2 rRNA genes are annotated in these 321 nt (G+C 48.9%); both read right to left on the bottom strand.

The annotated features are described in order from the left end of the window. Nucleotides 1-76 (bottom strand): 5S ribosomal RNA (gene rrf / locus B1728_RS35560); the annotation flags it as partial. Nucleotides 77-231: 155 nt separating this feature from the next. After that, nucleotides 232-321 (bottom strand): 16S ribosomal RNA (locus B1728_RS35555); the annotation flags it as partial.

Genomic DNA, 321 nt, shown 5'->3' with positions numbered 1-321 from the left:
TACCATCGACGCTGGAAGGCTTAACGTTCGTGTTCGGTATGGGTACGCGTGGTTCCCTTCCGCCATCATCACCAAACGAATATAGAGAAGTATTACCCTCTCAAAACTGAGCAACGAGTGAATGCTGTTGCAACTGTTACATAGGCAAAGCCATGTCAGTTGTCAACTATTTTGCAACTGTTATCAGCTGCTTTATTGTCCGATGACCTACAGTCATCATGGACTCCATAGAAAGGAGGTGATCCAGCCGCACCTTCCGATACGGCTACCTTGTTACGACTTCACCCCAATCATCTACCCCACCTTCGGCGGCTGGCTCCT

Origin of the sequence: Paenibacillus sp. 32352 (genome assembly GCF_002042965.1) — a bacterium.
Taxonomy (GTDB): domain Bacteria; phylum Bacillota; class Bacilli; order Paenibacillales; family NBRC-103111; genus Paenibacillus_S; species Paenibacillus_S vulneris.
The sequence above is the reverse complement of the archived record's forward strand: the minus strand, read 5'-3'. Positions and strand labels throughout refer to the sequence as shown.